The sequence below is a fragment of the Streptomyces sp. NPDC058086 genome, assembly GCF_042885015.1.
Taxonomy (GTDB): Bacteria; Actinomycetota; Actinomycetes; order Streptomycetales; family Streptomycetaceae; genus Streptomyces.
On record NZ_JBHVST010000114.1, the window covers coordinates 1 to 23,947 of the forward strand.

Annotated in this window: 20 protein-coding genes and 7 pseudogenes; 14 read left to right on the forward strand and 13 right to left on the reverse strand. The window is 69.5% G+C overall.

Features of this window, described 5'->3' with window-relative positions; all coding sequences use genetic code 11:
* Positions 1 to 319: pseudogene (locus tag ACFVWD_RS48140) on the reverse strand (VOC family protein); the annotation flags it as partial.
* Between the two features lie 339 nt (positions 320 to 658).
* Positions 659 to 832, reverse strand: coding sequence for a CsbD family protein (locus ACFVWD_RS48145; RefSeq protein ID WP_389604720.1), 174 nt, complete (start codon positions 830 to 832; stop codon positions 659 to 661).
* Positions 833 to 912: 80 nt separating this feature from the next.
* On the opposite strand from ACFVWD_RS48145, the pseudogene ACFVWD_RS48150 reads away from it, so the two are divergent.
* From ACFVWD_RS48150 to ACFVWD_RS48160, 3 genes and pseudogenes are all read left to right on the forward strand, one after another.
* Positions 913 to 1,168: pseudogene (locus ACFVWD_RS48150) on the forward strand (sigma-70 family RNA polymerase sigma factor); the annotation flags it as partial.
* Positions 1,158 to 1,307 (forward strand): annotated as a pseudogene (locus ACFVWD_RS48155) (YhjD/YihY/BrkB family envelope integrity protein); the annotation flags it as partial. The pseudogenes ACFVWD_RS48150 and ACFVWD_RS48155, both read left to right, overlap by 11 nt.
* 293 nt (positions 1,308 to 1,600) lie before the next feature.
* The gene (locus ACFVWD_RS48160) at positions 1,601 to 1,831 is read left to right on the forward strand and encodes a DUF5133 domain-containing protein (RefSeq protein ID WP_389604722.1); all 231 of its coding nucleotides are present in this window, start codon (positions 1,601 to 1,603) and stop codon (positions 1,829 to 1,831) included.
* Between the two features lie 309 nt (positions 1,832 to 2,140).
* Here the strand turns inward: ACFVWD_RS48160 and ACFVWD_RS48165 are convergent.
* Positions 2,141 to 2,817: pseudogene (locus ACFVWD_RS48165) on the reverse strand (HAD family hydrolase).
* A gap of 25 nt (positions 2,818 to 2,842) precedes the next feature.
* Positions 2,843 to 3,013 (reverse strand): annotated as a pseudogene (locus tag ACFVWD_RS48170) (LLM class F420-dependent oxidoreductase); the annotation flags it as partial.
* A 220-nt stretch (positions 3,014 to 3,233) separates the two neighbouring features.
* Here ACFVWD_RS48170 and ACFVWD_RS48175 point away from each other — a divergent pair.
* Complete coding sequence (locus tag ACFVWD_RS48175; protein WP_389604723.1) at positions 3,234 to 3,653, forward strand: hypothetical protein; 420 nt, start codon at positions 3,234 to 3,236, stop codon at positions 3,651 to 3,653.
* Here ACFVWD_RS48175 and ACFVWD_RS48180 read toward each other — a convergent pair.
* From ACFVWD_RS48180 to ACFVWD_RS48190, 3 genes and pseudogenes are all read right to left on the reverse strand, one after another.
* Positions 3,650 to 3,868, reverse strand: a pseudogene (locus ACFVWD_RS48180) (IS5/IS1182 family transposase); the annotation flags it as partial. The gene ACFVWD_RS48175 and the pseudogene ACFVWD_RS48180 overlap by 4 nt on opposite strands.
* 130 nt (positions 3,869 to 3,998) lie before the next feature.
* On the reverse strand, positions 3,999 to 4,853 hold the full coding sequence (locus ACFVWD_RS48185; RefSeq protein WP_389604724.1) for an ABC transporter permease: 855 nt from the start codon (positions 4,851 to 4,853) through the stop codon (positions 3,999 to 4,001).
* Positions 4,850 to 5,770, reverse strand: a complete 921-nt coding sequence (locus ACFVWD_RS48190) for an ABC transporter ATP-binding protein (protein ID WP_389604726.1) — start codon at positions 5,768 to 5,770, stop codon at positions 4,850 to 4,852. Before ACFVWD_RS48190 ends, ACFVWD_RS48185 begins: the two co-directional genes overlap by 4 nt.
* Before the next feature lie 226 nt (positions 5,771 to 5,996).
* Between ACFVWD_RS48190 and ACFVWD_RS48195 the strand changes: the two genes are divergently transcribed.
* The 3 genes from ACFVWD_RS48195 (at position 5,997) to ACFVWD_RS48205 (ending at position 8,347) form a co-directional block, all read left to right on the forward strand.
* Entirely contained in the window at positions 5,997 to 7,154 is a 1,158-nt protein-coding gene (locus ACFVWD_RS48195; protein ID WP_389604727.1) for a sensor histidine kinase, read from the forward strand.
* On the forward strand, positions 7,151 to 7,813 hold the full coding sequence (locus ACFVWD_RS48200) for a response regulator (protein ID WP_389604729.1): 663 nt from the start codon (positions 7,151 to 7,153) through the stop codon (positions 7,811 to 7,813). The genes ACFVWD_RS48195 and ACFVWD_RS48200 overlap by 4 nt, the downstream gene beginning before the upstream one ends.
* Before the next feature lie 213 nt (positions 7,814 to 8,026).
* The gene (locus ACFVWD_RS48205) at positions 8,027 to 8,347 is read left to right on the forward strand and encodes a hypothetical protein (protein ID WP_389604730.1); all 321 of its coding nucleotides are present in this window, start codon (positions 8,027 to 8,029) and stop codon (positions 8,345 to 8,347) included.
* A gap of 182 nt (positions 8,348 to 8,529) precedes the next feature.
* Here ACFVWD_RS48205 and ACFVWD_RS48210 read toward each other — a convergent pair whose 3' ends face one another.
* Both ACFVWD_RS48210 and ACFVWD_RS48215 read right to left on the reverse strand, forming a co-directional pair.
* Positions 8,530 to 10,695, reverse strand: coding sequence for a SpoIIE family protein phosphatase (locus ACFVWD_RS48210; RefSeq protein ID WP_389604732.1), 2,166 nt, complete (start codon positions 10,693 to 10,695; stop codon positions 8,530 to 8,532).
* A 172-nt stretch (positions 10,696 to 10,867) separates the two neighbouring features.
* Complete coding sequence (locus ACFVWD_RS48215) at positions 10,868 to 12,490, reverse strand: MFS transporter (RefSeq protein ID WP_389604733.1); 1,623 nt, start codon at positions 12,488 to 12,490, stop codon at positions 10,868 to 10,870.
* Between the two features lie 173 nt (positions 12,491 to 12,663).
* Between ACFVWD_RS48215 and ACFVWD_RS48220 the strand changes: the two genes are divergently transcribed.
* Together ACFVWD_RS48220 and ACFVWD_RS48225 are read left to right on the forward strand one after the other, a co-directional pair.
* A complete protein-coding gene (locus tag ACFVWD_RS48220; RefSeq protein WP_389604734.1) occupies positions 12,664 to 13,299 on the forward strand; it encodes a TetR/AcrR family transcriptional regulator in 636 nt (211 codons plus the stop codon).
* 78 nt (positions 13,300 to 13,377) lie between these two features.
* The gene (locus ACFVWD_RS48225) at positions 13,378 to 14,160 is read left to right on the forward strand and encodes a DUF2993 domain-containing protein (RefSeq protein ID WP_389604736.1); all 783 of its coding nucleotides are present in this window, start codon (positions 13,378 to 13,380) and stop codon (positions 14,158 to 14,160) included.
* A gap of 109 nt (positions 14,161 to 14,269) precedes the next feature.
* On the opposite strand, the pseudogene ACFVWD_RS48230 reads toward ACFVWD_RS48225, so the two are convergent.
* Positions 14,270 to 14,912: pseudogene (locus ACFVWD_RS48230) on the reverse strand (TetR/AcrR family transcriptional regulator).
* 159 nt (positions 14,913 to 15,071) lie between these two features.
* Between ACFVWD_RS48230 and ACFVWD_RS48235 the strand changes: the two are divergent.
* The 5 genes from ACFVWD_RS48235 to ACFVWD_RS48255 all read left to right on the forward strand — a co-directional run bounded on the left by ACFVWD_RS48235 (position 15,072) and on the right by ACFVWD_RS48255 (position 21,198).
* Positions 15,072 to 16,226, forward strand: coding sequence for a VOC family protein (locus ACFVWD_RS48235; protein WP_389604738.1), 1,155 nt, complete (start codon positions 15,072 to 15,074; stop codon positions 16,224 to 16,226).
* A 28-nt stretch (positions 16,227 to 16,254) separates the two neighbouring features.
* Positions 16,255 to 17,193 carry a fumarylacetoacetate hydrolase family protein gene (locus tag ACFVWD_RS48240; protein ID WP_389604739.1) on the forward strand — a complete coding sequence of 313 codons (939 nt, stop codon included), beginning with the start codon at positions 16,255 to 16,257 and terminating at the stop codon, positions 17,191 to 17,193.
* A gap of 12 nt (positions 17,194 to 17,205) precedes the next feature.
* Positions 17,206 to 18,831, forward strand: a complete 1,626-nt coding sequence (locus tag ACFVWD_RS48245; protein WP_389604741.1) for a bifunctional 3-(3-hydroxy-phenyl)propionate/3-hydroxycinnamic acid hydroxylase — start codon at positions 17,206 to 17,208, stop codon at positions 18,829 to 18,831.
* Positions 18,828 to 20,822: an acetoacetate--CoA ligase gene (locus ACFVWD_RS48250; protein WP_389604743.1), complete on the forward strand. Its 1,995-nt coding sequence runs from the start codon at positions 18,828 to 18,830 to the stop codon at positions 20,820 to 20,822. Before ACFVWD_RS48245 ends, ACFVWD_RS48250 begins: the two co-directional genes overlap by 4 nt.
* 106 nt (positions 20,823 to 20,928) lie before the next feature.
* Complete coding sequence (locus ACFVWD_RS48255) at positions 20,929 to 21,198, forward strand: hypothetical protein (protein ID WP_389604745.1); 270 nt, start codon at positions 20,929 to 20,931, stop codon at positions 21,196 to 21,198.
* 76 nt (positions 21,199 to 21,274) lie between these two features.
* On the opposite strand, the gene ACFVWD_RS48260 is transcribed toward ACFVWD_RS48255, so the two are convergent.
* From ACFVWD_RS48260 to ACFVWD_RS48270, 3 genes are all read right to left on the reverse strand, one after another.
* A complete protein-coding gene (locus tag ACFVWD_RS48260; RefSeq protein WP_389604747.1) occupies positions 21,275 to 21,922 on the reverse strand; it encodes a TetR/AcrR family transcriptional regulator in 648 nt (215 codons plus the stop codon).
* A 137-nt stretch (positions 21,923 to 22,059) separates the two neighbouring features.
* Positions 22,060 to 23,073, reverse strand: coding sequence for a VOC family protein (locus ACFVWD_RS48265; protein WP_389604749.1), 1,014 nt, complete (start codon positions 23,071 to 23,073; stop codon positions 22,060 to 22,062).
* The gene (locus ACFVWD_RS48270) at positions 23,070 to 23,942 is read right to left on the reverse strand and encodes an alpha/beta fold hydrolase (RefSeq protein WP_389604751.1); all 873 of its coding nucleotides are present in this window, start codon (positions 23,940 to 23,942) and stop codon (positions 23,070 to 23,072) included. The genes ACFVWD_RS48265 and ACFVWD_RS48270 overlap by 4 nt, the downstream gene beginning before the upstream one ends.
* Between the last annotated feature and the right edge of the window lie 5 nt (positions 23,943 to 23,947).

Here is a 23,947-nt window from a genome sequence, read left to right on the forward strand (position 1 = left end):
GCGGTCCCACCGCGGTCGTACCCCCACGCTCCTGACTGCGGGACACCGTCTCGTCCGCATTCGCCACCGCGAAATACGGGGTCCACGCATTCACCCCGAAGTTCACCTCCGAGATCCCTGCGACCGGGACCTCGTGCACGCTCGCGACCCGGTACTGGTCACCCACCGTGGCGCCCGTGTGCCACTCCCAGCCCAACACGGCGTGGTAGAACTCCTCCGCCGCCTGCAGACCGCGCATGGTCAGACTCGCCCAGCAGGGTGCTCCGAACACCGAGTGACTGGTGGTGACCTCACCGTGCAGTGCTGCGTCGCTCTTCATCGTCGTACCGCCTGACCTGCCTGACAACGCCCTCATCATGGAGCGCGGATCAACCTCGATGGAACGCGGATCGACCCCCACCTCGGTGGTCACCCACCGAGTGCCCCTTCGAACGCACCGCAACCTGTGTTCCGCGCGCACCGCGCAGCGACCGACGCCAGACGGGTCGAACTGCCTGCGCCGTGGCGCGCAACAGACCGAGGCGGTCGGCGCATTCCCGACCGCCTCGATTCGGCTCACGCAGGCAAACCGCAGGTAGTGCCGACCGACGAGATGTTCGTTCTCGGCGTTCGCTCGGCTTGGTGCGTCCCGTCGAATGCGTCGCCGGAGCTAGCAGTCCTACCGACCGGTCCTCTTCACACGGTCCGACGCCTTTTCCGCGGTCTCCTGCGCCTTCCCGACGATCTGCTCACCACGGCCCTCGGCCTGCATGCCTTCGTCGTCCATGGCCTTGCCAGTGGTCTCTTTCATCTTTCCTTTGACCTGTTTGGCCTTTGACTTCGCCTTGCTCATGACCCGTCGCCCTCCAATGAGGCTCGAATTGCTGTTTAAACCATGCGCTGGTCACGACGGCTCCGCAACCGGTCCGCAAAGCGGTCGAGGCCGCCATCAGCTCCAGCGACGACGGCGAAGCCGCGCTGGCCGACTTCTCGGCGCCGACGACACCGCCCTCAGACTCGTCGAAGACTTCAACGCCCTGGCCCCCATGATCGCCGAACTCGACGAACTCGAACGGCGCATCATCACATTCGGTTCGTCGACGAGCTCACCCAGGCCCAGATCGGCGAGCACCTCGGCTTCTCCCAGATGCACGTCTCCCGCTTGCTTTCCCGCACCCTCACCAAGCTGTGTCCTCGCCCTTGCGATCTGGCTGATAACCTCCGGCGGATTCGCGTTCTATGTTGCGAATTTCGCCTCCTACAACAAGACCTACGGCACGATGGCCGAGGTCATCGTCTTCCTGGTGTGGTTGTGGATCAGCAATCTGCGTCCGATCTTTGTCCTGAAGACGGCCGGTGCACGCCGAGTGACAAATGCCCGTCGTCGGTACTTCTGGAGATGACCCGAAAAGTCTCCATCCGAGGATGTGCCCTTCCCGACGTGTCTGAAGTCCACGCTTGCCTACTCCTCGGAACTCGCCTTCGGGGTCCAGGACATGGATGAGTCCCGTACCTGGAACGAACGCGTGCCACGCGACCTGCTGAGACCACAACCGCGTGGGAGAGTTGACCGGGGGTTTCCGCATCGCGAGTGACAGGTTCGCGTGAATGGAGACCTCTGGTGCTGTTGGCTCACCCCGCCGTGTTGAACGACCTGCTCGAGCAGTACGAGACGCTGCACGCGCTGCACGCCGAGAACGGCAGCCCCGCCGTACGGCAGCGGACGGCAGACGTCGCCTACACGCTGAGCGTGTCGACCGGCACCCGGGACGTCCATGTCGCCCTCGTCGCCGCCCGGCACCAACTGCCCGGCGCCCGCCCTCAGGACGACTCCCTACTCACTGCCGGCTGACCTCGTACCTAAGGAAGGTCAACGGCAGCGCCGGGCTCGCCCTGCGTCCACGGGAGGACTGATGCGACAGGGAATCGGTTGGCCTTCAACAGCCATGGTCTGCTACCGACCCCCGCGCGACCACCATGTTTTGAAGGGGGACTCTGATCCACATCCCACCTGGGCCAGCGAAGGCGGTTGGGAGTTCTCAGGGGCCCACACGGTCGGACCTTCGCTCGCCTGCGCGCCCTTGCCGTTGGCAGGCCCACAGACCTCAGGGCGAGGAAGACGCGGGCCTGACCATGTGAGCCCCCAGTCCGAGATCGCCCATCAGCTCTGCCTGACCGCCGGGTCGGCAAAGACGCTGGTATCCAAGCGTTCCAGGAGGTCGGCGGGGTCTCGGTACACCGCGCGAGCGCCGGCTGCCTCCAGGTCCGCACGCGGGATCCCGCCGGACAGTACCGCTACGGGGACCACGCCGTCTCGTACGGCGGCTTCCATGTCCCAGACGGTGTCTCCGACGAACACGGCTCGTTCGCCAGGTACGTCGGCGAGTTCCCTGGCCTGTTCGACAGGTCGGGGGCGGGTTTGCCGTCGGCGACGTCGTCCGGGCTGGCTGACCCGAGGATGACGTCGTCCGCGTCGATGGCACTTCGTAGCGCGGCGAGCTCCGCACCGCCCGCCGAGGTGGCCAGTACGATCTCCCAGCCTCGCGCGGCCAGAGCGCGCAGCAGGTCGGCCGCCGAGCGCAGTGACGGCAGTCGCTCTAAGTACGTCGCGTAGAGGGCATGGTGGGCCGCCGTGAGCTGCTCGTCGTCGTCAGGGTCGCGCACGTCGCCGAGCAGGTGGTCGATCAGGTCGCCACCGCTGAGGCCCACGGCACGGTGAATCTCACGCATGGGGACGTGGTGGCCCGCCTGCCGGAAGGCCTCCCACGAGGTGACGTCATGCAGGTGGTTGGTGTCGACAAGTGTTCCGTCGACGTCGAAGATCGCAGCGCGTTTCATGGTCACCTCGGGTGTCCTCGGCCCTTTACAGTTCGCGCAGGGCGGGAAGCAGCTTCTGCTGTGCCCACTCCAGGTACGGCTCCTGGTGCTCGCCACTGATCTGTACGAGGGCGACCTCGGTGAACCCGGCGTCCACGTAGGGGGACACGGCTTCGACGACGGCGTCCACGTCGCCACCGCAGGGAACTCGCGCCACCCCCGCCGGGCCCGTCGTCGAACTGACCGGAGAACTCGACAACGACAGCGCCGCCGACGTACGTGCGCTCCTGCCCCGCCTGACACTCCATGCAGGCCGGCAGCTCGTCATAGACCTGACCGGCAGCAGCCTGGACACCACCCACCGTGCTTCCTTGAGCAATGCCACATGGAAGGATCGGGATGTGACCTGTGACGTATGTGGACACGAAATGCGAAGGATGCCGGTATCGGAACCACAGACGGAATGGGACCTGCGGGTGAAGGAGCGGTGGTTCTGCCCCTGGTGCTACGCATGGACCGAGCTGGGACACCAGCCGCAGGAGGTCTCCCGGCCGCAGTACCAGCCCGTGGACCTGCGCTGGGAGCAGGCAGAATCACCGGAGCTGCCCGGGGACGTGTCGCACGCCTACGACGATGCCCATGCCTACGAGGACGTCGGCATGACCTTGTGCGGCACAGTGAGCGACAGGCTGACCCCCTCTCCGTACGGCATGTGGACGCCGGAAGGGCAGGATACCTGCCAACTCTGCAAGAAGGCCGCGGCCGCCATCGACCAGCGCTGGCCGCTGGAGATGCGCGGCGCCGGGAAACGGATTCATCCCACGCCTCCCGCCGATTCGGGCTGGCCCCCCTTCTAGGACAACCGCCGCGATGACATGAGCCGCCTCCAGCAGATCAGTGCGCATCCGAGCCTGAGGAATGCTTCGTGGATGTCATCGCGAACCTCCCAGCGGATCCGTAGGCGGCGAAACCAGTGCAGATGGGCGAACACTCGCTCCACGAATCAGCGTTGGGCACCGAGTCCGGAGCCGTGCTCGGTGACCCGGCGGGCGAACAGCGGCTTCACGCCGAGGTCCCGGACGAGCCGACGGTAGTCAGGTGTTTGAGCCGGGTCCGGACCGCTGTACCGGCCGGACCGGACACGACGAACGGCTCCGCCAACTCCCGCAGCCCACAGTCCTGAATCAGCACCTGCCGCGGTTTCATACGTCGCGGCGCCGCACGACGACCAACGCGAGCACGACCGCGACGAGCGGCCAAACGGCGTACACGATCCAGGAGCCGGCGACCGTGGCGGTGTAGCCGAGGGATTCGGGATCCGGCGGCCAGTTCTGGACCAGGCGCTTCCAGGCGGTGACGACCATCGCGTGGTTGACGTCGGCGGACCAGCGCTTGCTCTGCGAGAAGATCGTGGGCAGCATCAACAGCACGAAGACGCTGGTGACCATGGTCGCGGCGCTGTGCCGGATCAGGACGCCGAGTCCCAGGCCGACGAGTGCGCAGACCGGGGCCAGCAGCGCGGATGCCACCAGCGCCCGGAGGACCCCGGGGTGGGTGATCGGGACGCCTGCGTGCCGCCCGTTGAGTATGGCCTGGGAGACCAGGAAGGAACCGGTGGAGACGGCCGTGCCGACGGCGGTCCACACGCCGGCGGTCACGACCGCTTTGGCCAACACCACTGAGCCGCGGGCAGGGACGGCCACGGTGGTGGTGCCGATCAGGCCGCTGCTGTATTCGCTCGCGACGGTGATGGCGCCGACGCTGCCGGCGACGAGCATCAGCGTCATGTAGCCGGCCGGCGGATAGGCGTCGAAGGGCAGGAAGTCGGGGGGCGGCCGCATGCTCGCGCCGGAGCCCTCGAAGTTCTTGTAGTCCGCCAGTGCGGCCGCGGCGGCGGACCCGATGACGAACAGGATCGTGAGTGCGATCGTCCACGGAGTGGAGCGCAGGGACCACATCTTGACCCACTCCGCGGCCAGGAGGTCGTGGAAGCGGGCGGGCGGCTCGGCGACCGGCGCGTCCGACGTGGTCGGAGGGACGGAGTTGATCGTAGTCATCGGGGTTGTCCTGCCAGGTATTCGACGCTGTCGGCGGTGAGTTCCATGAACGCCTCCTCGAGTGAGGCGGTTCGGGTGGTCAGCTCGTTCAGCATGATCTGGTTCTCGAAGGCAAGCGCTCCGATCCGCTCTGCCGACAGCCCGGTCACGGCGAGTTTCTCGGTGCCCGTCGAGTCCTGCGGCGCGACCGATGCGCCTGCGGCGGCCAGCACCGCTGCCAGCGCGGCAGCCTGCGGGCTGCCCACCACAACGTTGAGGCGGGTGCTGCGGGCCGCGAAGTCCCCTACCGACTCTGCGGCGATGAGCCGGCCCCGGCCGATGACGACGAGCCGGTCGGCGGTGTTCTCCATCTCCGACATCAGGTGGCTGGAGAGGAAGACGGTGCGCCCCTCGGCGGCCAGACGCCGGAACAGACGGCGCGCCCAGAGAACGCCTTCCGGGTCCATGCCGTTGATCGGCTCGTCGAACATCAGCACGGGCGGATCTCCGAGCAGGGCGGTGGCGATACCGAGCCGCTGTTTCATGCCGAGTGAGAACCCGCCGATGCGACGGGTCGCCGCATCGGCCAGCCCCACCTCCTGCAGCACCTCGTCCACCCGGCGCAGCGGGATGCCGTTGCTGTGGGCCAGCGCGGACAGGTGGGCGGCGGCGCTGCGTCCGCCGTGGACCCGGGTGGCGTCGAGGAGGGCACCGACGTGCCGCAGTCCGCGTGGGTGGCTGTGGAAGGGGACGTTGCTGACGGTGGCGGCACCGGCGGTTGGCGCGTCCAGGCCGAGGATCAACCGCAGGGTGGTGGTCTTGCCGGCTCCGTTGGGGCCGAGGAATCCGGTGACCTGGCCCGGCCGAACGGTGAAGGACAGATGGTCGACGGCGGTCTTGCTGCCGTAGCGCTTGGTGAGTTCGCTGACTTCGATCACAGGGTCAACCCTGCCGGGAGGCCTCCCGCCGGGCATTGGCCCGGGGGCGGCAATCACGCCGCCGGGTCAGCCCGCGGGCGTACGTCCCGGGGCCGATGCCGCGCGGGCGGCGGCTGGTTAGTCTCACGGCATGGACGCCACACCGACCGCCCCGACGACTGCCTGCGGTTTCGCATCGCAACCTCGCTCTCGAAAGGGCACACCGACGGTGCCGAGGACGGCGGTCATGGCCTGGATCGGGGGTGTCCTGTATCTCTTCATGCTCCTTCTGCTGCTGGGCGGCGCGCCCCGGGCTTCCGGCACGGTCCACGCCGTCGGGTCGCTACTGGCCGTGAGCCTGCTCGCCGGTGTACTGCGCCGGGTGCCGTTGCTGGCTCTGGCCATGGCACTCTTCGGCGCCACCGCCGTGGTGGTGATGCCGCCCCGCCACGCGCGTGCGAGCCTGGCGCTGTCGTATCAGGGCGAGTTCCTCTCGTATCTGGCGGTGGACCTTGTCCTGGGCTTCATCGTCGCAACCCGCACGCGACGGGATTCGATCGTCGCGGTGGCCGTGTCCCTCATCGTGCAACTCCTGCTGATCGGCGGCTTCGCGCACGGTGACAACCTGACGGCAAACAGCGTGATCGCCCTTCTGGCGATGGCCGCATCGTGCACGGTCGGTCTGCTCAGTCGCGAGCGCCGCGAGCACGCGGTGGCGCTGCGCGCGCAGGAGGTGGCCGAGGCCGTGACCGCCGAACGGCTGCGGATCGCACGGGAGTTGCACGACATGGTCGCGCACAGTATCGGCATCATTGCCATCCAGGCCGGGGTGGGCAGCCGGGTCATCCAGACGCAGCCCGCGGAGGCCCGGGAGGCGCTGCGAGCCATCGAGGCCACCAGCAGGGAGACCTTGTCGGGCCTTCGGCGCACGCTGGTGGCGCTCCGTCAGGCCGACCCGGAGTCAGCGGCCGCGGGGCAGTCATCTCGCGCGCCCTCACTGGGACTGGCGGACATCGAGCTGCTCGCGGCGGCGACCGCGGACGCGGGGGTACGCGTCGACGTGCGCTTCAGCGGGGAGCAGCGGCCCTTGCCGGCCGACATCGACCTGTCCGCCTACCGTATCGTGCAGGAGGCGCTGACCAACGTGGTCCGTCACGCGGGCACCGGGCACTGCAGGGTGACCGTCGACTACGGGGACGAGGAGCTGTCCGTGGAGGTCGTCGACGACGGGCGCGGCGCCACCGAGAACGGCTTGGCCCACGGCTTCGGCATCGTCGGCATGCGGGAGCGGGTCGGCCTGCTGCACGGCCACCTCAGCGCCGGGCCGCGTCCGGAGGGCGGCTTCCAGGTGGCGGCGCAACTGCCGCTGCCCAACACCATCGGAGTTCGGCTGGAGGCCCGGTGACTGTCCGCGTCGTGCTCGCCGACGACCAGCCGTTGGTACGGTCCGGTCTGCGCGTGATCATGGCCGATCACCCCGACCTGGAGGTCGTCGGTGAGGCCGCCACCGGCGCCGAGGCGGTCCAACTGGTCAGGAATGTCAGCCCCGACGTCGTGGTGATGGACATCAGGATGCCCGGCATGGACGGGATCGAGGCGACGCGCCAGATCACGGCCGGTCCGGCAACGACCCGCGTCCTCATGCTGACCACCTTCGACGAGGACGACCACGTGTATGGCGCGCTCCGAGCCGGCGCAAGCGGTTTCGTGGTCAAGGACATGGAGCTGGACGACATCCTCGCGGCGATCCGCGCGGTCGCTGCCGGCGACGCACTGATCGCGCCGAGCGTGACGCGCCGTCTGATCGCGGACTTCGTCGGACGCCCCGTGGCTGCCCCGGAGCGCCCTCCACGGCCGGTCGAGGGCCTCACCGAGCGGGAATGGGAAGTGCTGGCCCTGGTCGGACGTGGCCGGTCGAACAGCGAGATCGCGGAGGAACTCTTCATCACGGTGGCCACCGCCAAGTCGCACGTGTCGCGGCTGTTCACCAAACTGGGCGCCCGGGACCGGGTTCACCTCGTGATCACCGCCTATGAGGTGGGGCTGGTCAAGCCGCCCCGCTGAGCACGTCACTGGGCCCATCGCGAAGTCGGAAGGCTTCAGGACCTCGAACATGTCGCGCCAGCGGGCAGGATCAATGCTGTTACCTGCGGCCACCGTCTGTTCTTCTGTCTTCACACACCGATGATCACCGGTGGCCGCACCCGTTCCGGACCAGCCCCGACCAGCAAGACCACGATCTGGACCGGAGTACCAGCTCTGGAGTTGAATCGGCCGATGGACATGTCCTCCCGAGAGATCCGCATACCCCTCGACGAGGTCGTCGCAGTCCTGCAGGACCTGAATGAGTTCGTGGTTTCCCTCGACCGACTCGGATCCCGCCAGGCCTCCGGAACCGCCGACGAGTACACCGTCGGCAAGTTCATCGCCGACTGGGATGTCGCTCGGCGATTGGCCCGCGCCCGAGACGTCCTCGGCGTCGCGCTGGACGGACAACTCGGCGAGGACGAAATCGCCGAGATCGACGCCCTGTGTGACCAGGGCCGCTTCTACGGCACGGATATCGCCGCCAGCACCCCCACAGACCAGGCCAACTGAGACGGCAAGCGCATCGGGCCGGACCGGTCGAGGCGGGGATCGGCTCGGCCCGAGACCTGCATCGACCGGCAAGATCACGATCTACGACTGGAGTGCTGGAAGCCTCATCCGGTACTCACCCCCCTTCCCTCCCTGCTCTCGCATCGCTCTGCGAGTGGTCTCCTCGCCCTGTCCCCGCCGGGTTACACGGGAGCGAATGTCGGGAATGCGGCGGACTCGTTCACCTCCGCCCAGACCGTCTTGCCGTGCCGGGCATGACGTGTGCCCCAGCGCTCGGTGAGTTGGGCGACCAGGAGCAGGCCGCGTCCTCCCTCGTCGTAGGTACGGGCGCGGCGCTGGTGTGGGGTGGTGCTGCTGGCGTCGGAGACCTCGCAGAGGAGGGCGCGGTCGTGGATGAGGCGCAGTTGGATGGGGGGCCTGCCGTAGCGGATGGCGTTGGTGACCAGTTCGCTGACCACCAGTTCGGTGGTGAATTCGAGGTCCTCCAGCCCCCAGGTGCTCAGTTGTTGGGAGACTCTCGACCGGGCCCCGGCGACTGCGGCAGGGTCGGCCGCCAGGTCCCAGCTGGCGACCTGAAGGCTCCCGAGGGCGTGGGTGCGGGCCAGGAGCAGGGCCACGTCGTCGTCCGGGCGAGTTTGTAGCAGGCTTTCGAGCACAGTGTCGCAGGTGACCTCCAGAGAGGCGGTGGGCTGGGCGAGGGCCTGGCGCAGCAGGATGAGGCCGGTGTCGATGTCGTGGTCGCGGCCTTCGATCAGGCCGTTGGTGTAGAGGGCGAGGAGGTTGCCTTCGGGCAGGTCGACCTCGGCGGCTTCGAACGGCAGGCCGCCCAGGCCGAGCGGCGGGCCCGGTGGCAGGTCGAGGATGTCGACGGTGCCGTCCCGGGTCACCGTGGCAGGCAGCACGTGGCCCGCGCGGGCGAGGGTGCAGCAACTGCTGACGGGGTCGTAGACCGCGTACAGACAGGTGGCACCGATGTCCCCGCCGGCTTCGATGTCCGGGTCGGTGGAGGCTTCTGCGGACAGGCGCAGCACAACGTCGTCCAGGTGCGTGAGGAGTTCGTCGGGCGGCAGGTCGATGTCGGCCAGGGTGCGAACGGCGGTACGCAGCCGGCCCATGGTGGCGGCCGCGTGGATGCCGTGGCCGACCACGTCGCCCACCACCAGGGCGACTCGGGCTCCCGACAGCGGGATGACGTCGTACCAGTCGCCGCCTACGCCGGCCTCGGGGCCGGCGGGCAGGTAGCGGCAGGCGACCTCCACGGCGGACTGCCGTGGCATACACGGCGGGAGCAGGCTGCGCTGGAGGCTGAGGGCGGTGGCGCGGGCGTGGGTGTATCGGCGGGCATTGTCGACGGCGACGGCTGCCCTGGCGGCGATCTCCTGTGCGAGGAGCAGGTCCTCGTCGTCGTAGAGGCTGGGATTGCGGTGGCGGGAGAACTGCGCGACGCCCAGGACGGTGCCACGGGCACGCAGGGGAACGACCAGTGTCGAGTGGGTCTGGTGGGCGTCGACGCCGCGGCCGGGTCCCGGGTTCACCGACGAGCGGTCGTGAGCCCGGTCGAGGTGGTGCCGTGAAGGCTGTCCGGTGGTCAGGGCGCGGTCCGGCGGTGATCCTTCCGGGTAGGCGTGGAGCTGCTGCGTGATGGTCGATTCCGGGCAGTCCTCGGTCACCGACCGCTGGGCGACCCGGCGCAGTACCAGCGGCTTGTCCTGCGGGGTGTCGTGTCCGTGGAGCACGGAATCGAGCAGGTCGACGGTGGCGAGGTCGGCGAAGTGCTCGGTGGCGAGGTCTGCCAGTTCCCGCGTCGTTCGGGAGATGTCCAGGGTGGTGCCGATGCGCATGCCGGCCTCGTTCACCATCGCCAGCCGCCACCGCAGTCGGAGGTCCCGCTCTTCCTGGAACGCCGTGACGCCCTGCTCGGAGGTTCGGTCCACGTATCCGGTCGTCGTCGCGCTCAGTTTGCGTGCCGCCGCGCTGATCAGCTCGGCGTCGCTCGTCAGGCGCGGCAGCTCTTCGAGCAGCCTGTCGAGAGCGATGCCCTGTGCGAGCCGGTGAGCTCGCAGCATCGCGCTGAGGGGGATTCCTCGCCGGGACAGCCGACGCGCCCGTTCGACGTCGTCGACGGGCGGATCGATCCGGCTCAGCTCGATGCCCTGTTCGAGGCCGGCCAAGGCGGCGCCTATGTGCTCGGCGATGTTCTCCGATGTCATGCGGGCGATGTCCGGGTCTTGCGACAGCTCCGGGACTTCACGTCGCAGGCACCGCTCCACATCCGCGATCAGCCTGTCCGCGCTCAGGCCGAGCTCATGCGCGGCACGGGACACAAGGCTGTCCGTGGTGACGTCCACAAGAATGACGTTACGCCGAACAGGCGAGACCGCATCGGCGGGAAGCGGACGGGGCAGGCGCCTCGACGACCGTGCTGCTGCCCTTCCGCCGGTCGACGCCCGCGAGATCGGCCGACGCACTCCGCCCGGCCTCGCCGAGAGGAGGCCGGGCAGAATTCCTGGGGGGAGCGGATCAGCGGACGGAGTCGGCGTACTCCTCGCCCCGGTCGGCTTCCGCTGCCACCGGTTCCCCTTGACGGTGCTTGCCGACGGCCCGGCGGCCGGGCAGGACCGCCAGGACTATCAGGGTTCCGGCAGCCATGATGATGCCGCCGATGAGGCTGGTGTGGGCGATGGCGTGGGCGAAGGACTCGTGGACCGCGCCGGTCAGGGTCTGGGCCTGCTGGGGTCCGCCGCCCGGGTTCTTCGCGACCTGTTCGGCGACCGCGAGCCCGCCCCCCACCGAGTCCTTGGCGGTGTCCATCGCCGCGGCCGGGAGGTGGCCGCCGACCAGGTCGGTCAGCTTGTCCTTGTAGGACGTGGCGAGGAGCGAGCCGAGGACGGCGATGCCCAGGGAGGCGCCGAGTTCCAGCGCGGTGTCGTTGGCACCGCCGCCGACGCCCAGCTCCGACTCGGGGAAGGAACCCATGATGGTGTCGGTGGCCGGGGACAGGCTCAGACCGATCGCGAAGCCGAGCAGCAGCAAAGGCGCCAGGAAGTCGGTGTAGGTCGAGCCCGACTCGATCCGCGTGAGCAGGAAGACGCCCGCGGTGCCGACCGCCATGCCGGTTCCCACCACCAGCTTCACGCCCAGCCCTCGGGCCAGTTGTCCGGTCACCGCGGCGCCGACGAAGACGGCTCCGGCCAGCGGCAGCAGTCGTACGCCGGTGTCCAGCGCGTTGTAGCCGAGGACGAACTGGAGGAACTGGGTGGCGTAGTAGATCGAGCCGAAGGTGCCGAAGAAGAAGAACAGCACCGAGAGCATGGAGCCGCTGAAGGGGCGCTCCTTGAACTTGCGCACGTCGAGCATGGGGTGGGGGTGGCGCAGCTCCCACGCGACGAAGACCGGCAGGCCAAGACCGGCGACCACGGCCGCAGTGATCGGGCCGGTGCCCCAGCCGAAGTGCGGGCCCTCGATGGTCGCGTAGACCAGGCTGCCGACGGTGACGATCGAGAGCAGCCCGCCGACGTAGTCGATCCCGCTCAGCTTCTCCGCCTTCGACGGCAGCACCAGGAGCAGTGCGCCGACCACGCCGACGACCGCGATGGGGACGTTCATCAGGAAGGTCGAGCCCCAGGCGTGGTTCTTCAGCAGCCAGCCGGCTGCCAGCGGGCCGGCGGCGATGGCGAGGCCGGAGGTGGCGCTCCAGGCCGTGATGGCCCTGGCGCGCTCCGCCCTGGGGAAGATCGCGACGAGCAGGGACAGGGTGGCCGGCATCACGACGGCGGCGCCGATGCCCATGATCGCGCGGGCGGTGATGACCAAGTCGGTCTCGTCGACCAGGCCGCCCATCACCGAGCCGCCCGCGAAGACCAACAGGCCCAGGATCAGCGCGCCACGACGGCTGTACTTGTCGCCGATCGAGCCCAGTACGAGCATCAGCGCGGCATAGGGGACGGTGTAGCCGTCGATGACCCACTGCAGGTCACTGCTGGACAGGCCCAGGTCCCTGGTCATGTCGGGCGCGGCCACGATCAGCGATGTGTTCGCCATGACCACGATCAGCAGGCTCAGGCACAGCACCAGCAGGGCCCACCAGCGTCGTGGATACGGCTCCGTCATCTTCTCGGCGGGCGTGCGGGCAAAGAGCGGCATCGGAAGCTCCTCAGGGCCAAGCGGCAGCTTCAAGGGGTGGTGGGTCGGCATGAGCAGTGCGGGCACGGCCACGGCACTGAGGGCAGTTATTTGCCCAGTGATGTGCAGACTAGTTTGTTGCCCATTGATGTGCAAATATCGAGGCACCCTCCCCCGTCGACCGGAGGTCCGACATGACCAGCCCACGCGTCACAGGCGGCGGGCGCCACCAGACACAGCTGACCCGGGCCCGCATCCTCGAAGCGGCAAGGCAGGAACTCGGCCGCGATCCCGACAGCAGCCTCGGTGACATCGCCGAGGCAGCCGGCGTGGTGCGTCGTACCGTCTACGACCACTTCGCCGGCCGGTCCGCGCTGGTCGAGGGGCTCGTCGCGGACGCCGCGGAGGCGCTGAGACGGGCACTGGCAGCCGTGACGATCCGCGATCCCGACGCCGTGACCGCCATGGCGAGCTTCGTCCTGGCCCTGTGGCCCGTCGGCGACCGCTATCGCATGCTGCTGAGACTCGCACCCCAGGACCTGGGGGCGGAACGCGTGAACGAAGTCCTCGCACCCGCCCGCGACATGGCGGCGTCGATCATCGAGCGAGGACAGCGGCAGGGCGCCTTCCGGACCAGCGTTCCGCCCGGGCCGCTCAGTCGCGCACTCGAAGGGCATCTGCTGGCGCTCCTGGAGTGCGTGAACGCCGGGACCTGGCGCGACGACGGCACGCGCACCGCGACCGCCGCGCTGATCGCGGTGGGGGCGGACGGCGACCTCGCCGTCACACAGGTCCGCCGGCTCGGGCGTCCCGAGCGCGTCAGCGCCTAGAAACCACGTCCACGTCCGACTCCGGCGGCTTGTACGCACGTCCGGAGATCACTTAACGAGAGACCCGAGAGGAAAGCCATGTACCAGTCCCAGCATGACGAGGAGTCCGTGGGCGAGCCTTATTACGGTGACGCCGCCTTGTATGCGAGCTCCCCGGCCCCGAGGAGGCGGCGCAGGATCATCGCCGTCGCGTCCCTGGCAGCGGTGCTGGCCGGCACTGTCGTCGTCGACCGTGTTGCCGCGGCCCGCGCGGAGAGCCGTACGGCGGAGGCGTTCCAGGAGGGCATGGCGACCCCGCAGCGGCCTTCGGTGCACGTCAGCGGCTTTCCCGTACTCACTCAGCTGGCCGAGGGCAGCCTGCGGCACGTCGACATCACCGCCCACGACATCCCGGCGAGCGGAACGACCCGGCCGCTACCGGTGACGGAACTGACCGTCGGCCTCGACGGGCTGAAGACCTCGGGGAGCGCCGGCGAGGCCCATGCGCGCAGCGTCGAGGCGACCGCCTTCCTGTCGTACGAGGACGTGTCGGGCGCGCTCGGCCTGGACGTCTCGCAGGGCGACGAGCCGGGCCGGGTCGATGTGCGGGCCAGCCTGCCGCTCGTCGGCGACGTGACCGTGAGTACCGCCGTCTCGGCGGCCGGCGGCAACCGCATCGCCTTCACCGATGTCCGCGTCACCCAGGGCGAGTTGATCCCTCCCGTGAAGTCCCTGCTCGACAGGGCCCTGGAGGAGCCCGTCCCCCTCCAGAACATCCCCGAGGGGCTGCACCTGCGGTCGGTCACCACCACGAAGAGCGGGATCAGCGCCCGCTTCACCGGTAAGTCGGTCACCTTCCACCCGAGTCCGTCGTCCGCGTGATCCCTCGGGGGTGTCAGGTCGGAGTGCCGGCGAGGGCCCGCCCTGTTGGAAGGCGCAGTGCGTCGCATCGGTTCGCGGACGGGCTCGGCCACGGCGCTCGGCGCTCGTGTCAGTCGAGGTCAGCGAGGTCGGGCAGCGGGCGCCGGGCGACGTCGTGGGCGTCCTCCGGGGGAACGCCCAGCATGCGCAGCAGCATCTCGGCCAGATTCGAGGCCGCCTCGTCCCCGTCGAGTTCCGGGCGGGCGAACCGCAGCTCCACCAGCGCCAGCAGGGAGCCGCCCAGGGCGGTCAGGGCGACGGTCGGATCGGCGATGGTGAACCGGCCGGAGGCGATGCCGACCGCCAGGTCACGCTCGGCGCGCGGAGCCAGTCCCGATGTGGAGTGGATGTGGCCGAGGCCGCGGTGGCGCAGAACCTGCATCAGTTCAGGTCGGGAGTCGGCCAGGCGGGCGCTGAGCCGGAAGCCCGCCGCGACGAGTTCCGCCGGGTCGTCGATGCCCTGCAGATGCTCGTCGAAGGTCTGGCCGAGCTCTTCGGGCGTCCATGACCGCCGCGTCGAACAGCTCCGTCTTCGACTCGAAGTGGTTGTAGAAGGAGCCGAAGCCGACATCGGCGCGCTCCGCGATGGCCTGGATGCTCGCGCTGGTGTCCCCGGTTTCGGCGAGCATCTGCCCGGCCGCTCTGACGAGCGCCTGACGCGTCTCGGCGCAGCGTCGTTCGAAGCGGTTGCGGGGCAGGGCTGACGTCGGCATACGCGCGAGTCCACCCATGAGAACCCCAATGCCACAGTTCTGATGAATCGATCAGTCCAACTCTGATGATTTCGTCACTCACGCCCGATCCAGCTATTGACGATCGAAGCTTCAAAGCTGATGATTTCCTCATTACGGCAATGTTGCTTGGAGGACACCATGTCCGAAACCCGCGTCAACGCAGTCGGCGTCACGGACGCCAGGACGGCCCACCAGGACCTCCACAGTGAGCAGGGAACCCTGCGCGGTGAGCACCCGGGCCGGTCCCGAAACCCTGTGATCAAGGTGGCCGACCTGGCCTGGCTGGAGTTCGAGAAGCCCGACCTGGACCGGGCCGAGGTGTTCGCCCGTGACTTCGGCTTCGGGATCGCCGCGCGCACCGACCGTGAGCTGTGGCTGCGCGGCACCTTCGCCGGCTCGCCGTGCATGGTGATCCGCAAGGGGCGCGCCGGCAGCTTCATCGGCCCGGCGTTCCGCGCGGCCGAGCGGGCCGACCTGGACCGGCTGGCCCGCGCCACCGGCTCGGACGTACGCGACGCGGACGTCCCCGGCGGCGGCAGGGTCGTCGACCTGCTCGACCCCTCCGGCTTCCCGGTCCGGGTCGTGCACTGCGGCGAGCAGTTGCCGGGGCTGCCCGAACAGCAGCCGCTGCTTCTCAACTTCGGCACGGACCACCGTCGTACGAACGTCATGCAGCGGCCGCCCCGGGAGCCGTCCCGCATCCAGCGCCTGGGTCATGTGGTGCTGGAGACCAGGGTGTTCGCTCGCGCTCTGGACTGGTATCTCAACACGCTCGGGATGATCGTGTCCGACTTCCTGTTCCTGGACGGGCAGCGCGACCGTGGTCCGACGATGGCGTTCATCCGCTGCGACCTGGGGAGTGTGCCGGCCGACCACCACACCCTGGCCATGCACCTGGGGCCGGGCAACGGCCATGTCCACTCCGCCTACCAGGTCACCGACCTCGACTCGATCGCCGCCGGCGGCGAGTACCTGGGCGAGCGTGGATACAAGCGCAGTTGGGGCATCGGCCGGCACATCCAGGGCAGCCAGCTCTTCGACTACTGGCGCGACCCCGACCACTTCATGCTGGAGCACTTCGCCGACGGCGACCTGTTCTCCAGCGACCTCGAACCCGGCTGGGCGCCCATGTCCACCAGCGGCCTCGCCCAGTGGGGCCCGCCGGCCACCCGCGACTTCCTCGGCGCCGGCCCCTCCCCCGCCAGGATCCGCGACGTCATCCAGGCCCTGCGCGGCGACAACGAGATGGACCCGGCGCGCCTTCTGGGCCTGCTGAAGGCCGCGAACTCCTGACCCCCGACCCCCTGAAGAAAGCACTGACATGAGCACCAATGTCCTGCGTACCGCAGACGGCTGGTGGGTGGCGCGTGACGCGCGCGCCGTCCGTATCGACACCAAGGCCGTCACCACTGCCGAGCTGCTCGCCGATCGGACCACCGTCCGGGATGCAGCCGACTCCGGCGATCCGGGTACTCCGGTCGCCGACCTGGTAGCCCTCTCTCCTGTCACCACTCCGTGCCGCGTGGTCGCCCAGATGGTCAACTACCGCAGCCATGCCCGCGATTCGGGCTTCACCGGCGACATCCCGCCCGCCTTCTTCCGCAAGGCGTCCGGCTCGGTCAGCGGCCCGCACGAGAGCATCGTCCGCCCGCAGCATGTGAAGTTCCTGGACTACGAGATAGAGCTCGGCCTGGTCATGGGTGCGTCCCTCCGGGTCGGCACCGTCGTCGAGGAGCGGGACCTCCCCGCCTACGTCGCCGGGCTCGTGATCACCAACGACGTCAGCGCCCGTGAGGTACAGCTGACCAAGACGCAGTTCTACGAGAGCAAGTCGTACCCGACCTTCACACCGACCGGCCCCTACCTGGCCCTGCTGGAGCCGGAGGACTTCGCCCATCTCCTGGACCTGCGGTTGAAGTTGTCCGTCAACGGCGACCTGCGGCAGGACCGCACCCTCGCCGACATGATCGTCCGCCCGGCGCAGGCGCTGACCCTGCTGGCCCGCTTCCAGGCCCTCGCTCCCGGGGACCTGCTGCTGACCGGCACCCCTGGCGGCACCGCGCTCAAGGCTCCCCCCAAGGCCGTCGAGAAGATCGGCTCGCTGCTGCCGCCCGCCATGAAGTGGAAGGCGTTCTTCAAGAGCCAGGCGAAGAACCCGCACTACCTCCGGCACGGCGATGTGGTGACCGGGACGATCGCCACGCCGGACGGGCGGATCGACCTCGGTGAGCAGCGCACGCCCGTGACCGACGCGAACTGACCGACGCGAACCGTGACCCGAAGTGAGCCGCACATGACCGTCCAGCACAACTCGGCAGACGTACCCGTGGTGATTGTCGGAGCGGGGCCCGTGGGCGTGACCGCCGCCCTGTTGCTGGCCCGGCGTGGCGTGAGGACCGTCGTCCTCGAACGCCACCACGATGTCTACCCTCTGCCGCGCGCCGTCGCCACGGACGACGAGGTGCGTCGCATCCTCCAGGCCGCAGGGGTCCAGGAGGAGTTCGCCGCGATCGCCCGCCCCGCGCGAGGGCTGCGACTGCTGGACGCCGGGCACCGGGTGATGGCCGAGTTTCCGCGCGCCGCGCAGGGAGCCCACGGTTTCCCGCAGACCAGCATGTTCGACCAGCCGGAGCTGGAACGGCTGCTGCGCGACGCCCTCGCTCGCACCCCGCAGTGCGAACTGCGCGGCGGGGTGGAGGTCGTCGGCGTCGAACAGGACGGCGACGGTCCGGTCCGCGTGACCTTCCGCGATGACGAGAGGGAACACCTTCTGCGGGCGGACGCCGTCCTCGGCTGCGACGGCGCGGGCAGCCTGATCCGCGACGCCATCGGCGCCGCGTGGGAGGACCTGCGCTTCGAGGAACGCTGGACGGTCATCGACGTGCGCACCAGTCTCCCGGTCCGCTGCTGGGAAGGTGTCGATCAGGTCTGCGATCCGCGGCGACCGGCGACGTTCATGCGCGTCAGCGAGGACCGCTACCGCTGGGAGTTCCGGCTGCGGGACGACTCGGCGCTGAGTCACGAGCGGCTGCGGGAGCTGATCGCTCCCTGGGTGGACCTCGCGCACGGTGCCGACTTCGAGGTGATGCGGCAGGCGCAGTACACCTTCCGGGCGCGGGTCGCCGATCGCTGGCGCCGCGGGCGTGTCTTTCTCCTCGGCGACGCGGCCCACCTCACCCCGCCGTTCATCGGGCAAGGACTGTGCGCGGGCCTGCGCGACGCCTACAACCTCACCTGGAAGCTCGCCCAGGTCCTCCAACAGGGCGCCGACGAGCGGCTGTTGGAGACATACGAGAGCGAACGCAAGCCGCACGCCCGCCGCGCGGTAAGGCTCGCGGTCGCCATGGGCTGGGCCATGACCGGCGGCCAGGACGGTGCCGCGGCCGTCCGCCGCAGTGTCCTGAGCGCGGCCGTCCGTATCCCTGGCCTGAGAACGGCGGCCGCACGCGACCTCAGTCCCGCCCTGACCGCGGGGCCGCTCGTCCGCCGTCGTGCCCGCTGGGGCGGCCGCGGTCTCGTGGGCACCTTCTGCCCCCAGCCGTGGGTGACCGTCGACGGACGGCGCGCCCGCCTCGACGAACTGCTCGGCGACTCCTTCGCCGTGCTGACCGCCGTACCGCTCTCGCCCTCGCTGAAGGCGGTCGCCGACGGCCTCGGTGCCCTGACCGTTCCCGTGGCCGACCTGGGTGACGACGGCCGTCTCGCCGCCTGGCTGCGCGAGGGGCGGGCGGACGCCGTGCTGCTGCGGCCGGACCGTGTCGTGATGGACGTCGTCCCGCCCGGCGGCGGCGACTTCGCGGACACCGTCGGCTGGGCGTCCCTTCTGCACACCACACGAAGCCCTTTCCCTTCCCAACCGACCGTTGAGAAATCCCTGTCGAGGAGCACGACGCGATGAACACGCCGTACCCGGCCCCCTTCTTCACTCCTGATCCGCAAGCCGCAGCCGCCAGTCGCATCGTGGACTTCGCCCAATGGGCAGTCGAGCACCGGGGTGTCGCCGTGGACTCGGACTACGCCTCTGTGCACCACTGGTCGGTCACCGACCTCGAAGGATTCTGGGGCGCGGTGTGGGAGTACTTCGACATCGAGGCGGCCACGCCCTACCGGCGGGTACTGGAGGACGAACGGATGCCCGGCGCCCGCTGGTTCTCCGGCGCCACCCTCAACTACGCCCACCACGCCCTGCGCGGCCTCGCGAACGACGACGTGGCGATCGTCGCCCTCGACGAGACCGGCTCCAGCTACGAGGTGACCGGGAAGCGGCTGCGCGCCCAGGTCGCCTCCGTCGCCGCGACCCTGCGCGACCTCGGCGTGGGCACGGGCGACCGGGTCGTCGGCTACCTTCCCAACACCCCGCACGCGATCGTGGCGTTCCTGGCGGCTGCGAGCCTGGGCGCCGTCTGGTCGGTGTGCGGGCAGGACTACGCCCCCAAGGCCGCAGCCGACCGCTTCGCGCAGCTCGAACCCACCGTTCTGATCGCGGCCGACGGCTACCTCTTCAACGGCACCGCCCATGACCGCCGGGAGGCCGCCCTCGAACTGGCCCATTCGTTGCCGACGTTGAAGGCGACCCTGCTGGTCGACCACGTCGGGCTGCCCTGGCCCTCGCGGAACTACCCCTCGCTGGTCATCCCGTGGGAGGACGCCTCCACCCGCACCGAGCAACTCGCCTGTGCACCCGTACCGTTCGACCAGCCCCTGTGGGTCGTCTTCTCCTCCGGCACCACCGGCCTGCCCAAGGGCATCGTCCACGGCCACGGTGGCGTTCTGCTCGAACACCTCAAGACCTGCGGCCTGCACTCCGACCTCGGCCCCGGCGACCGCCTCCTCTGGTACACCACCACCCACTGGATGATGTGGAACCTGGTCGTCTCCACCCTGCTGACCGGCGCGACCACCTGCACCTACGACGGCAGTCCCGCCCCGCTGACCCGCCCCGACGTCCTGTGGCAGCTGGCGTCCCGCCACCGCGTCACCGTCTTCGGTACCAGCCCGCAATACCTCCTGGGCATGGCCAAGTTCGGCATCGACCCGTCGGTGCACGACCTGTCGTCGATCCGCGTCGTCGGCTGCACCGGCTCCGCGCTGCCCGCCTCCGCCTACCCCTGGGTCCGCGACCACGTCGGAGGTCACGTCCTGCTCGCCTCCATCAGTGGAGGTACCGACATCGTCTCCGGCTTCGCCGGCAGCGCGCCCACGACCCCGGTCTGGGCGGGGGAACTGTCGGCCCCGCACCTGGGTGTGGCACTTGCCGCGTACGACACCGAAGGCTTTCCGGTCGTCGACCAGGTCGGCGAACTGGTCGTCACCCGCCCCATGCCGTCGATGCCGCTGTCCTTCTGGAACGACCCCGACGGCGCCCGCTACCACGACGCCTACTTCTGCGCGTACCCCGGCGTGTGGCGGCACGGCGACTGGATCACCCACACGGCCCACGGGTCGGTGATCGTGCACGGCCGCTCCGACTCCACCCTCAACCGCAACGGCGTGCGCCTGGGCAGCGCCGACATCCACGACGTCGTCGAACGCCTCCCGGAGATCACCGAAGCGCTCGTCATCGGCGCGGAGGAACCCGACGGCGGTTACTGGATGCCGCTGTTCGTGGTCCCGGCGCCCGGCGTCGCCCTCGACGACGCCCTGCGCGACCGCATCCGCGACGCCATCCGCACCGGCGCTTCCCCCCGTCACGTCCCCGACGAGATCCTCCAGGTCCCGGCCATCCCGCACACCCGCACGGGCAAGAAGCTCGAGGTCCCGGTCAAACGCCTGCTCCAGGGCGCCGCCGTCGAGCAGGTCGTCAACCCCGCCGCCGTGGACGCCCCCGACCTCGTCGACTACTACGCCCGTCTGGGCGCCGAACGCCGCAGCCGAAGGACCACGGCATGAGAACGGCACAGCTCACCACCACCGCCGTCTCCGAACCCGCCGGACCTCGCGACCGTGTTCACCGCGCTGCCGGCGCCGCCGGAGCAGGAAGAGGAAGCCCGAGGACGTGCGTGCCGCAGTGCGCGACATCCGTGCAGCGGCGGCCGCCGGGCGCTTCGAGGTGGAGGATCCGGACCTCGCCCTCGCCATGACGGTCGGCGCCCAACTGGCCCTCGGTTCACTCCTGCACGCGCAGCCCGACCGTGACGATGCGAACTCCTCGGACCTGATCGTCCGTGGACTGCTGCGCCAGTTCGGCATGACCGCCGACGAGGCCGCGCGGATCTGCTCGCTGGACCTGCCCGACCTGGACATGGTCGACGCCGCCGTCATGTGAGCGTCCTCGGCCGGTCGACGAGACGCAGGGTGTCGGCGAAGCCCTCGTCCCGATCGATCGGTAGCCGTACGACGGCTCACGCGTCGGCGGCAGTCTCCGCGACCGCTGCGGACGCGACGTCGTCGACCACCGCACCCGCCTGTTCCTCCGGCACACCGGCCGCGATGAGCGTGGCGACGGCGACCCGGGTTCCGTCGTCGTCCAGCGCCCCGGTGTTGACCGCTTCCAGCAGCGCGACCGTCATGGCCTCCAGTCCGGCGCTCAGCACAGCGGGCGGCAGATGGGTGTGAAAGACGCCGTCCCGCTGCCCTCGCTCCAGGATGGCCGTGGCCTCGTCGCGGGCCGGTGCCAGGATCTCGGCCACGCGTTCCATACCCAGGTCCTTCCGCGCCAGTGCCACGAGCATCCGATAGCGGTCCCCTACAGGCCACACGGAGAGCACGAAGTGCGCGAGGGCCCGCTCGGCCGGCTCCGTCGAGTTCGCTCCGTCCGAGACGACGCTCCGAATCGCCTCGGACGCCTCCTCGGCAAGAGCCTCCAGCAACGCCGCGCGTCCGGGAAAGTGCCCGAAGAGGGTGCGCCGCACGACACCGGCGGCTCGCGCGAGTTCCTCCAGGGTGACGTCGGGGTTCCGTCCCAGTTCTTCGCGGGCCGTAGCCAGGATGCGCGCCCGGTTGGACCGTGAATTACGTCGCAATGGCTCGCGGGCCACGGGCTTGGGCACGGAAACAACCTCGGTGGATCAGTATCGGGTGAACGACGGACCGGGACGAGCCGCCCGCCCAGTCTGCCACGGGTGCTTCAGCGTGATCCGGAACCGGATCTGTTCCGGTTCGAGTCCGGCGGGGTCCGGCCCGGCGGTCAGTCGTCGCAGATGCCGGTTCCGCTGAGGGCGGGGACGGTGGCTTCCGGGCGAATGAGGGAGCGGGCACCGAGTCGGAACTGGTCGAGTTTGTCGATGATGGTCTGGCCGACGGGTGTGTGGCCCCAGACGCTGATGCCCTGGTGAGTGGTGGGACGCCAGGTGGCTTCGTCGATGGTGATGGGGTTCCAGCCGACCTCCCATTCGAAGCCCGAGGGCGTGCGGGCGTAGTAGGAGAGCTCTTTGTCGTTGGTGTGCTGTCCCACGGACAGCGCCATGTCGAAGCCGAGTTCACACACGCGCTGGTAGCTCTGGGCGATGTCGTCGAGGGTGGCGGCCTGGATGTTGAGGTGCTGGACGCGGGTGCGGATCGGGTCGATCGGCAGACCTTGGACGGCGGCGACGGCGATGGAGTGGTGGCGTTCGTTGACGCGCAGAAAGCGGATCTTGAGTTTGACGCCGCTGATGGTCTCGTCGATGCAGTCGGTCAGGCGTGCGTCGAAGACGGTGTTGAAGTAGCCGCGGATCCGCGTCGGCCTGGTGGAGGTGATCGCCACGTGGCCCATGCCGGAATCGCCCGTGACGAATCCGGAGGCGAGCATGCGCAGGGGCTCCGCCGACTTCACCGGCGTGGTGCAGATCTCCTGCGTGATGCCCTTGGGTCCCGGGAAGCGCAGCACGCGTTCCACACCGCGCAGGGCGGCTTCCTCGGCGGTGCCCTGGACGAGCGGGACGCCGTGGGCGCGTACACGGGCCTCGATCCGTTCGAAGGTGGCGTGGTCGTCGATGTGCCAGCCGGTGGCCACGACGTCCTCGGCCGGGCCGCGCCTCAGCAGGAAGCGGCATTGCCGGTCGTCGAGGCGGAACCGCATGAGCCCGGTGTCGGGGGCGTCATGGTGCATGCCGATGGCGTCGGTGCCGAAGCGGCGCCAGTCGGTGAAGCGGTTCGTCTCGATGACGATGTAGCCGAGGCGGACGGCACCGAAGACGGACGGATCCCCAGGCGCGTTCATCGGCGCCCGGCCAGGAAGCCGGCGCACAGGCGGTTGAACAGCTCGGCGCGTTCGAACTGGACCCAGTGCCCGGTGTTCGCCGCCAGGTACAGGTCGCAGTTGGGCATGCGATCGGCCAGCATGCGCCCGCCGTCGGGCCGGTTGACCTTGTCCTTCGCGCCCCACAGCACCAGCGTGGGCACGCGCAGACGGGACAGGCGTCGGTCCCGGGTGAAGTCCATCCTCCACAGGGTGCGCAGGGCTTTCGGGCCGGACGGGCGGCGCAGCGGCGGTGCGGCGATGACCTCCGGGTCGACGCTGTCCCGGTAGCGCGCGTCGATGACCTCGTCGGGCACGTCGGCGGCGTTGAACACGAGGTGGTCGCGGATGAACTTCTCCAGCTTCAGCCGCGAAGGCCCGTCACCGGAGTAGTAGTTCAGCAGGCTGTTCAGACCCGGGGTGGGCAGGGCACGGGTGGTGCCGATGCCGCCCGGGCCCATCAGTACCATGCGGTCGACCCGGTCGGGCGTGTCCAGGGCCAGGCGTAGGGCGCAGGCACCGCCATACGAGTTGCCGACCATGTGGGCCCGCTCCAGGCCGAGTCGGTCGAGCACGCCGCGGATACCGTCGGCGAGATGGCCGAAGGGGTCCTCGCCGTCGACGCCCTTGGTGCTGCGTCCGTAACCGGGCAGGTCGGGGACGACGACCCGGTACTCCTTGACCAACTCCCCGATGTTGCGGGCGTAGTTGGCGACGCCGGAGGCACCGGGACCGCCGCCGTGCAGCAGCAGGACGGGAGGGCCTTCGCCGGCCTCCGCGACGAAGATCTTCTTGTCCCCGACGTCGAGCAGGCGCTCCCGCATCGGCGGCAGTTCGGTATGCGTGGTCATGTCGG

Excerpts from the sequence above, each read along its gene's own strand:
- ACFVWD_RS48145 (WP_389604720.1), bottom strand. The coding sequence starts at position 832 with ATGAGCAAGGCGAAGTCAAAGGCCAAACAGGTCAAAGGAAAGATGAAA.
- ACFVWD_RS48175 (WP_389604723.1), top strand. The coding sequence starts at position 3,234 with ATGCCGGTATCGGAACCACAGACGGAATGGGACCTGCGGGTGAAGGAG.
- ACFVWD_RS48185 (WP_389604724.1), bottom strand. The coding sequence starts at position 4,853 with ATGACTACGATCAACTCCGTCCCTCCGACCACGTCGGACGCGCCGGTC.
- ACFVWD_RS48195 (WP_389604727.1), top strand. The coding sequence starts at position 5,997 with ATGGCCTGGATCGGGGGTGTCCTGTATCTCTTCATGCTCCTTCTGCTG.
- ACFVWD_RS48205 (WP_389604730.1), top strand. The coding sequence starts at position 8,027 with ATGGACATGTCCTCCCGAGAGATCCGCATACCCCTCGACGAGGTCGTC.
- ACFVWD_RS48215 (WP_389604733.1), bottom strand. The coding sequence starts at position 12,490 with ATGCCGCTCTTTGCCCGCACGCCCGCCGAGAAGATGACGGAGCCGTAT.
- ACFVWD_RS48220 (WP_389604734.1), top strand. The coding sequence starts at position 12,664 with ATGACCAGCCCACGCGTCACAGGCGGCGGGCGCCACCAGACACAGCTG.
- ACFVWD_RS48225 (WP_389604736.1), top strand. The coding sequence starts at position 13,378 with ATGTACCAGTCCCAGCATGACGAGGAGTCCGTGGGCGAGCCTTATTAC.
- ACFVWD_RS48235 (WP_389604738.1), top strand. The coding sequence starts at position 15,072 with ATGTCCGAAACCCGCGTCAACGCAGTCGGCGTCACGGACGCCAGGACG.
- ACFVWD_RS48240 (WP_389604739.1), top strand. The coding sequence starts at position 16,255 with ATGAGCACCAATGTCCTGCGTACCGCAGACGGCTGGTGGGTGGCGCGT.
- ACFVWD_RS48250 (WP_389604743.1), top strand. The coding sequence starts at position 18,828 with ATGAACACGCCGTACCCGGCCCCCTTCTTCACTCCTGATCCGCAAGCC.
- ACFVWD_RS48265 (WP_389604749.1), bottom strand. The coding sequence starts at position 23,073 with ATGAACGCGCCTGGGGATCCGTCCGTCTTCGGTGCCGTCCGCCTCGGC.
- ACFVWD_RS48270 (WP_389604751.1), bottom strand. The coding sequence starts at position 23,942 with ATGACCACGCATACCGAACTGCCGCCGATGCGGGAGCGCCTGCTCGAC.